General features: G+C 44.4%; 9 protein-coding genes. 4 read left to right on the forward strand and 5 right to left on the reverse strand.

Annotation, left to right across the window (positions count from 1 at the left end):
* Positions 1-1,026: right-handed parallel beta-helix repeat-containing protein (locus QUB24_RS23955; protein ID WP_333156000.1), on the forward strand; the 1,026-nt coding region annotated here is incomplete at its 5' end.
* Between the two features lie 190 nt (positions 1,027-1,216).
* Here QUB24_RS23955 and QUB24_RS23960 read toward each other — a convergent pair.
* From QUB24_RS23960 to QUB24_RS23980, 5 genes are all read right to left on the reverse strand, one after another.
* The gene (locus QUB24_RS23960; RefSeq protein WP_333156001.1) at positions 1,217-2,173 is read right to left on the reverse strand and encodes a DUF6282 family protein; all 957 of its coding nucleotides are present in this window, start codon (positions 2,171-2,173) and stop codon (positions 1,217-1,219) included.
* A gap of 53 nt (positions 2,174-2,226) precedes the next feature.
* Positions 2,227-3,132, reverse strand: coding sequence for an alpha/beta hydrolase (locus QUB24_RS23965; RefSeq protein WP_333156002.1), 906 nt, complete (start codon positions 3,130-3,132; stop codon positions 2,227-2,229).
* A 14-nt stretch (positions 3,133-3,146) separates the two neighbouring features.
* A complete protein-coding gene (locus QUB24_RS23970; protein ID WP_333049786.1) occupies positions 3,147-3,593 on the reverse strand; it encodes a SufE family protein in 447 nt (148 codons plus the stop codon).
* A gap of 39 nt (positions 3,594-3,632) precedes the next feature.
* Positions 3,633-3,758 carry a hypothetical protein gene (locus tag QUB24_RS23975; protein ID WP_333156003.1) on the reverse strand — a complete coding sequence of 42 codons (126 nt, stop codon included), beginning with the start codon at positions 3,756-3,758 and terminating at the stop codon, positions 3,633-3,635.
* Positions 3,759-4,050: 292 nt separating this feature from the next.
* A complete protein-coding gene (locus QUB24_RS23980; RefSeq protein ID WP_333156004.1) occupies positions 4,051-4,416 on the reverse strand; it encodes a hypothetical protein in 366 nt (121 codons plus the stop codon).
* 325 nt (positions 4,417-4,741) lie between these two features.
* Between QUB24_RS23980 and QUB24_RS23985 the strand changes: the two genes are divergently transcribed.
* From QUB24_RS23985 to QUB24_RS23995, 3 genes are all read left to right on the forward strand, one after another.
* A complete protein-coding gene (locus tag QUB24_RS23985; protein ID WP_333156006.1) occupies positions 4,742-5,473 on the forward strand; it encodes a response regulator in 732 nt (243 codons plus the stop codon).
* Positions 5,474-5,482: 9 nt separating this feature from the next.
* The gene (locus tag QUB24_RS23990; RefSeq protein WP_333156007.1) at positions 5,483-6,082 is read left to right on the forward strand and encodes an adenylate/guanylate cyclase domain-containing protein; all 600 of its coding nucleotides are present in this window, start codon (positions 5,483-5,485) and stop codon (positions 6,080-6,082) included.
* Positions 6,083-6,414: 332 nt separating this feature from the next.
* Positions 6,415-7,350 (forward strand): fused MFS/spermidine synthase, encoded by a 936-nt coding sequence (locus tag QUB24_RS23995; RefSeq protein ID WP_333156008.1) that lies wholly within the window; start codon positions 6,415-6,417, stop codon positions 7,348-7,350.
* Positions 7,351-7,542 lie beyond the last annotated feature (192 nt).

Below are 7,542 nucleotides of genomic sequence, written 5' to 3' on the forward strand. Positions count from 1 at the left end.
GAGACAGCCAATCAGAATCAAACTCAACTTCAATCTCAAGTATCAGACTTAGAAAGTCAGTTAGAAAGTGTGCGTCAAAGTCGCTCTGAATTGGCATCTCAGCTAGAAACGGCTAACAGAGAACGATCGCACCTTTATTCTCAACTCTCGGAAACTCAAAGTCAAATCGAGACAGCCCACCAGAATCAAGCTCAACTTCAATTTCAAGTATCCGAGTTAGAACACCAGCTAGAGACAGTTTATCAAGAACGCTTGCTGCTAACATCGCAACTTTCCGAAGCTGGCTCACGACAATCTGAGCATTTTGACTCGGAATCAGGGCAAATTAAAGCATCTACTTCTGCTCCCCAAGTTTTGAAGAGTAAAGGATTTGTTGTTTCTCAGCAGGGTCAAGGCGATTATACTACTATTAGCGAAGCGCTGAAAAATGCAGCACCGGGCACGCGCATTGACGTGCATCCAGGCGTTTATCGCGAAAGTCTAATTCTCGACAAATCGGTAGAAATTATCGGCAGCGGAGAGGTCGATCGCATTGTGGTTGAAAGTATCAACTCAAACTGCATTAAAATGGCAAGTGATACTGCTTTAGTCCGGGGTTTAACTCTGAGCGCCACTGGGAAATATTACGCTGTAGATATTCGCAAAGGCGAGTTGATCGTAGAAGACAGCGATATCACTTCTGCGGACTATTCTGTGGTGGGAATTTGCGGCCCTGATGCAAGTTCTATCCTCCGCCGCAGTCAAATTCATGATGGGGTATGGAACGGAATTTTTATATCGGATAATGGGAAAGCAACGGTGGAAGATTGCAGTATTTTTGACAACGGCAGTTTGGGAATAGGTGTCGGATTGGGAGGAAAATTGATCGTGCGCCGGTGTCGGATTAATGGTAATGAAGGTGAGGCGATCGCCGTTTACAGAGATGGCATTGCTACCGTGGAAGATAGCGATTTAACGGGCAATGCTGGGGGTGGTTGGCGCATTGCAGATAACGGATACTTGAACGGCAAAGGCAATCAAGAATAGAAGAAAGAAGTTCGGCAACGGATTCGCTCGACGGATGTAACGGATGTCAGGAAGAAGGAAGTTCGGCAACGGATTCGCTCGACGGATGTAACGGATGTAACCGATGTCAGGCAGAAGGCAGAAGGAAGAGGGAAGAGAATTCTCAATTAGCGATTCCCAATCCCTGATTCCCAATACCCAATTACCAATTCTAAATGCCTAACAATCGAGCTGGATTGTGTTTCATCATCAAATCAATTTCCTGCGGAGAAATGCCTTCATCTATTAATTTTTCCACAAATAATTTGTAACCTTCCGCAGGCAAAGGATCGGGTTTCCTTCCTAAATCCGTGCTGAGAACAAAATGCTCTGCTCCTATTAGTTTAATCGCTGCTGCCATCTTACTAATAGAAACTTGATGCCAGTTTTTGTGTCCGTCATCAGCAGCATTTTCTCCCATCAAATCGTTCACAAATGCGAGTTCTAAGAAAGCTCCGGCTGCGGCGGCTGTTTGCATATTTTCTAGGGATAAACCGGGTACATCCGCCATTGCGTGGGTAATGAGGATGTTTTTAATGTTGAGGAGGTTGGCTTCACCGACAACCGCCATCACTTCTTCTGAGGAAATATGACCGGTTTCCAATATCAAATTATCTTTGGCTACAACCTTCAACACCGCTGCTGTTTCCGGTAAAACCTTGCCATTTTCCGCAACTTTAATCCCAATTCCCGGCTTGTGAAAAACCTGCAAGTTATGCTCAGCATCAACGGTTGGTAGCCACACTACTTTACCGTATTTGCCACCAATGCGGTGCATTGCTTCTACAGCGTCGGGATTAATGCCGCCTACCGAATGATTAAGAACAACTCCTCCGAAAACTTGGATTTCTGGTACTATTTTATTAACCAAAACGGCCCGCGCTGCTGTACTGGCATAATGATTTTTCAATACAACCGCTTTCATCTTCGCCCTAGCAGCTAATTTCGCTACTTCAAAATCGTCTAATCTGCGGGGAATCACATCAGGAGAAGAATGAATGTGAAAGTCGATCGCACCTTCAATCGTACTCTGTGGCAAATTGACCATCGGCGAATCTCCGACAGCATAAACTGGCAGACAAAACCAATAGCAAAAAATCCAAACTAACGTAAAAAAAACAGCTTGCATTCCTCCCCTCTGCGTTCTCTGCGCCTTCTGCGGTTCATCCCCTCTTAATCCTCTCAAATAAAAGATTTAACCACATTTGCCAAAGCTTCAGCATTCTCTTCGTGCATACCCAAAGAACCGGGAATAACTCGCGATTCAACACCCGGTAATTCCGTTAATGCTTCCATTTCAGCCTTTGATTTTGGCGGCGCATTTTCAGCAATTACAACCATCACCGGCACTGCTAATTGTTGAAATTTATCTGTAAATTCCGATCGCACTTTTGCCGTATCTAAACCACCAGTCACAAAGGCAGCGGAACCGTACCTAGCACCGGGTTTTTGCGTCACTTGCCATTTGCTTTGGATGAAATCTGGCGTGACTTTAGCTGCATCGGCGTAGACGTGGCGGCGGTACATGAGACTGAGGAATGACGGCGCTGTGTTGAGTTTGTATAGGAATTGTCCCAGTAAGGGCGATCGTACTAATTCTCTCACAATTCCGTGCCAGCCGCTTTGCTGTTTGCTCATCGTCGGCAAAGGCCCGCGCCAAGTGGGCGCAGCTAACACAATCTTTGACCAAACATTCGGTTTTGATTGCGCTAATTTCATCACATAACCCGCAGCGTGACCTGCTGCAACTACAGCCACAGGACTATTAAAATTTGCCTCAACAAAATTTTTGAGAAATTGATAGTATAATTGCGGTTTATAGTCGGTTTGCGGGCGATCCGAGTCGCCGAAACCCGGCCAATCTAAGCTCACCACTTGAAATTTAGGAGCTAACAATTCTGCTAAAGGACGCATTTCTTCTCGCGTCGAAACCGTACTGAAAGCCGGCAGCAGCAATACAGGATTTCCCTGTCCTCTGGTTTCGTAAATAACTTTGATTTGCGTTTCTTGCCAATTCCAGATATATTCTTGAACGGCGGCGGAATAGTTGCCCGAACCTGATTTTGTTAAAATTGTAGTTTGAGTCATGACTGTTTCTTCTTTTAATTTGCTTCGGCTTGCTTGCTCAATTCACAAGCAAGTGCCTTATTTTTCATCATTTGAAAAATGTTGTAAAATCCGTTAGCGCGGGAAGGTGTCAAACTCACATTCAATCCCGTGTCTTGAATAAAATCTGGGGTAATGGTGACAATTTCAGCAGGCGTTAATCCGCTCAAACCTTCCACCAGCAAGCCAACTAATCCTTTGACTAACTGAGCGTCTGAATCGCCTTGATACAAAACTTTTCCCTCTGCCAAATTTGCAGTAATATAAACTTGCGACACGCAGCCAGAAACTTTGTTTTCCGGCAGTTTGTCGCTTTCGGGAAATGCTGGTAGTCGCTTGGCATACCACAGCAGTTGTTCGTAGCGCTGTTTCGGATCGGAATGTCGCTGAAAGCGCTGAACGATTTTAGCTAGGGCGGCGGGTAGCGCGGTGTTTGCGGACATGATTCACTCGTAGCGGTTTACTTCGTTAATATTATACATTTAATTTTGGCGGCGGGTGCGATCGATTTGCAACATCAGCGTTGATCTGCATTCATCTACTGTTACCAACCCAAAACTACAACTTTTGGCAGTCTCGTTAGTGTAGCTGCGAATAACCTTCGCCATTACAAACGGCCAAATTATAGACTGATGAAATATCAAAAAAAACAACTGTTGAGCTGTGATAGAATTCGATAGTATGCCTTTTGCCCGAAAGACATCGAAGGGCATTGTAGGGGTGAGAAATTATTGAAATTTGTGGACATCACAAGGTCGATCGCTCTGAACTGCTCGATCGCCGCTCTGAATAGGTGATGGTAGATGAAAAGTGCGATCGTCCCGCAATTATCAAATTTCGCAACGATCGCGATTTGAGCAAGATTCAAACGTTAGCTCGAACACTATGGCGCGATCGCCCTCAAGAAGCTAGATCCAGAGGTGGCAAACCGCGCAACTGTCGCAGCGAGTTGATACACATCTGACAGTCGCAGCCAAACAGCGCCACCGCCGCATCGCTTTCTTCTTCCGAAAAATCCAACATTGCCACCTGTTCGTCAGCAGGGCGCTGCCAACTAATTCTCGGCTTAGAAGCTACAGCAGCAGACTTGCCAGAAAGCCGCACGCAAGTCAGACGCTGAGTGTGGGGCGAGGGCACGCATTGAGGCGAATCAGCCGATTGAGCTGGTGTTTCGCTAATTAGAGGGGTATTTGCGATCGCGCTCAAAGACATCACAGATCCAAATAGCGTCGGACTTACCAATAAAGTGAGGAGCAATCTATTCATTTGTCGTGTTTAAGAACTGTAACGTATACAGTAGCCGATTATCTGTTGCAATTCAACAAGGTTTTCGCCCGAAATCACTACATTTTGTCGCTATTAAGGCTTAAAAGCCGAATATTTACCGCCTAAACCTCGAATAATTGTCCGCGTATTAGCAACCAGCATTTTCTGATAAGTATCACCTTTGCTTGCCAGTTTAAGATTTGTTGCAATTTGAGTAAGTTTAGCTTGCCAGTGATAACAAACTCTTCCAATGTGGGTAAACTGATTTCAGCAAGGGCAACTCGAAGCAACGAACAAGTTTACCTCAAAAACCAGGTGGGGAGTGATGAGTACAGTTTTAGTGGTGGAAGATTCCCGCAGCCAGCGCGAGTGCATTTCACATCAGTTGAGATGCAGCGGATTGAATGTAATTCAGGCATCTGACGGTGTGGAAGCGCTGGATAAAATTGAGAAAAATTGCCCTGATTTAGTATTATTAGATGTCATAATGCCCCGTCTAGACGGCTACGGGGTTTGTCGTTTAATTAAAGCTAACCCCCAAACTCGGAACATACCGGTGGTATTTTTAACAGGCAAGGGACAGCAGTTAGCTTTATTTGCGAGGTTCCAGGGCGATCGCGCCGAGGCTTATGTTAGCAAACCTTGGCAGCCGAGGGAACTTTTGGCAACGATCAAAAAAGTTTTGCTCAATGCCAATATTAAGTTCGATCGAGCTTCAGCCGACGCTTGGACAGAATACGGGCTATTAAACTTAAGTACAGTCGAACTGTATCAAAGCCATGCCGATGCTTGGACAAAATACAGTTCTCAAATTATTAAATTGTACGATTCCAGCTTAGCAGCTTTCGAGCAAGCTTTGGCAATTGAACCGAGTCACTCGAATGCAAACAAGTATCGCAACCGAGTCCAGACAATTCGGGCAATTTTGATGAACAAATTAGAGCAAACTAAACCTTGCAAAGTCTGCGAGTATTATTACGGCAAGGACGGCATCAATTGTGCGGTGCATCCGGCTTGCCGACCTCAAGAACTGTGTCGCGATTGGAAATTTAATTGAAAACCTCAAATGAAAACAAATAACCGCGCTAACTTGGAAAAGTTGCTGCAAGAAAGAAACGAATATCCCGAAAGAATGGCTGAGATTGATGAAAAAATCAATTCAAATTTTCGCAAAAATTACGCAATTTTAGTAATGGATATGTCGGGATTTTCGCGAACGACAGTCCGCTACGGAATTATTCATTTTTTGGCAATGATTCACCGGATGCACGGAATTGTCAAACCGATAATTTCCGAATACGGCGGCACTGTAGTTAAGGAGGAAGCTGACAATATTTTTGCAGTTTTTCCCGATGTAAAATCAGCGGTGGAAGCTGCGATCGACTCTTTGAAACACACGGCGGCTGTCAACACCACACTGCCGCCGGAGATGGATATTTACCTCTGCATTGGTATTGGCTGTGGCGATGTTTTGATGCTGGAAGGAGAGGATATGTACGGAGCGGAATTCAATCTGGCATCTAAGCTGGGAGAGGATTTGGCGGAACGGGGAGAGATTTTGCTTACCTCAGCAGCCTTTGAAAAGTTAGAAGGTGACAAGCAAGATTGGGAAAAAGTGGAACTTTCGGTTTCAGGTTTGGAATTGGTGGCGTATAAGCGGCTGTAATCGGGTGAATTTCTGTTGTCTTCTCGTTCTTCGCCCTGCTGAAAAATGAGAACATGACCCAGCCCAAAAACGGATGCGAGCCCCCGACTTAAGTCGTGGAAAGATAAAAATTTTAGACCAAAGTTCAAACTCCCAGATTTATCTGTGGGGTAAATCTAAAATCTAAAATCTAAAATCTAAAATCGACTGACTAGCCTCAGCCTTGACTAGAAACCCGGTTTCTTCGGAGATACCGGGCGACTCAGCCATTGTGGTAGAAACCGCGTTGATGAGGCTATATTCTTAGAGAATATCGAATTTAAATAAAATTTAAAATCAAAATTTAAAATCACATGATTGAGGAACACAAAACTTGGCAATCTATTAATTTATCCGCTATTGGACAGCGGCTGGCTTGGCTACAGCAACAGCCAGACAAAGTTATTTTTTGCAAAGAGTCGGGTGTTCACTATGTTGCAGTCACAAAAGAGCGATCGCACATTAAGCTATCTTTAGTAGAAAAAATAAATCAGCAAACAGATTTACTGCAATCTGTTTTCGATTTCAACAATCCTTTACATCTAGTGTCTGAATATACTCAGGCGATGATGTTGGGTTTAGTGTGGCAAAGCCTACCTCAAAGAATCTACATAGCTGGATTTGGCGGCGGCAGAATTCCCTTAGTTTTGCACCACTATTTGCCGGAAACTGTTATAGAATGTGCGGATGTCGATCCGATCGCGATCGAAGCAGCTACACAGTGTTTTGGGGTAAAATTGGACCCTCGGCTAACTGTAACAATTCAAGACGGCCGAGAGTATTTAGAGCAGCAAAAATCAGATACTCAGTACGATATCATCATGATCGACGTAGCTTTTGGCAACGGCTACTTTCCGCATCGCCTATCCACCAAAGAATTTTATCAAATCTGCGAAAAACACTTGTCTAGCGAGGGAGTTGTGCTAGCCAATCTGCTGCACAGAGATCAGTTTTATGCCGAAAAAATCAAGACTTTTCAAAGCGTGTTTTCTCAAGTGTGCGTGTGTCCGTGGAAGGATATTAACAGCGTTTTGATGGGTACTAACAGCGCTATTTTAGGGAAAGATGAGATTGTTGCTAAGGCAAAATATTTGCAACATGGCTATCAATTTTCCTTTCCCTTAACAGACAGGGCGCTTGAGATAAAAGTAGGTAGAGAATTGGCTGAAGCTATACCTAATTTAGACAAAGCTCAAATTTTGCATGACGATTCGCCGCCCGCTGGTTATTTTGATTGCTGGTTATTCTGATATCTATAATAAGTCCCGGTTTACTCTTTGTGGAACAGGCCGGAAAGCCTGTTACTGATACAATGTTGAGATCACCCAGGGATTGAAAGAGACTGGGGGATAAAATTTCCCTCTAAGGATCGCGAATTAAATAACTTACAATTTTAATTGTTATTGTGGGATGGGCGTCCCGCCCGTCCAAAAAGGACGGGC

Origin of the sequence: Microcoleus sp. B9-D4, from assembly GCF_036705105.1 — a bacterium.
Lineage (GTDB): Bacteria > Cyanobacteriota > Cyanobacteriia > Cyanobacteriales > Microcoleaceae > Microcoleus.

Excerpts from the sequence above, each read along its gene's own strand:
- QUB24_RS23970 (WP_333049786.1), bottom strand. The coding sequence starts at position 3,593 with ATGTCCGCAAACACCGCGCTACCCGCCGCCCTAGCTAAAATCGTTCAG.
- QUB24_RS23975 (WP_333156003.1), bottom strand. The coding sequence starts at position 3,758 with ATGGCGAAGGTTATTCGCAGCTACACTAACGAGACTGCCAAAAGTTGT.
- QUB24_RS23985 (WP_333156006.1), top strand. The coding sequence starts at position 4,742 with ATGAGTACAGTTTTAGTGGTGGAAGATTCCCGCAGCCAGCGCGAGTGC.
- QUB24_RS23980 (WP_333156004.1), bottom strand. The coding sequence starts at position 4,416 with ATGAATAGATTGCTCCTCACTTTATTGGTAAGTCCGACGCTATTTGGA.
- QUB24_RS23995 (WP_333156008.1), top strand. The coding sequence starts at position 6,415 with ATGATTGAGGAACACAAAACTTGGCAATCTATTAATTTATCCGCTATT.
- QUB24_RS23965 (WP_333156002.1), bottom strand. The coding sequence starts at position 3,132 with ATGACTCAAACTACAATTTTAACAAAATCAGGTTCGGGCAACTATTCC.
- QUB24_RS23990 (WP_333156007.1), top strand. The coding sequence starts at position 5,483 with ATGAAAACAAATAACCGCGCTAACTTGGAAAAGTTGCTGCAAGAAAGA.
- QUB24_RS23960 (WP_333156001.1), bottom strand. The coding sequence starts at position 2,173 with ATGCAAGCTGTTTTTTTTACGTTAGTTTGGATTTTTTGCTATTGGTTT.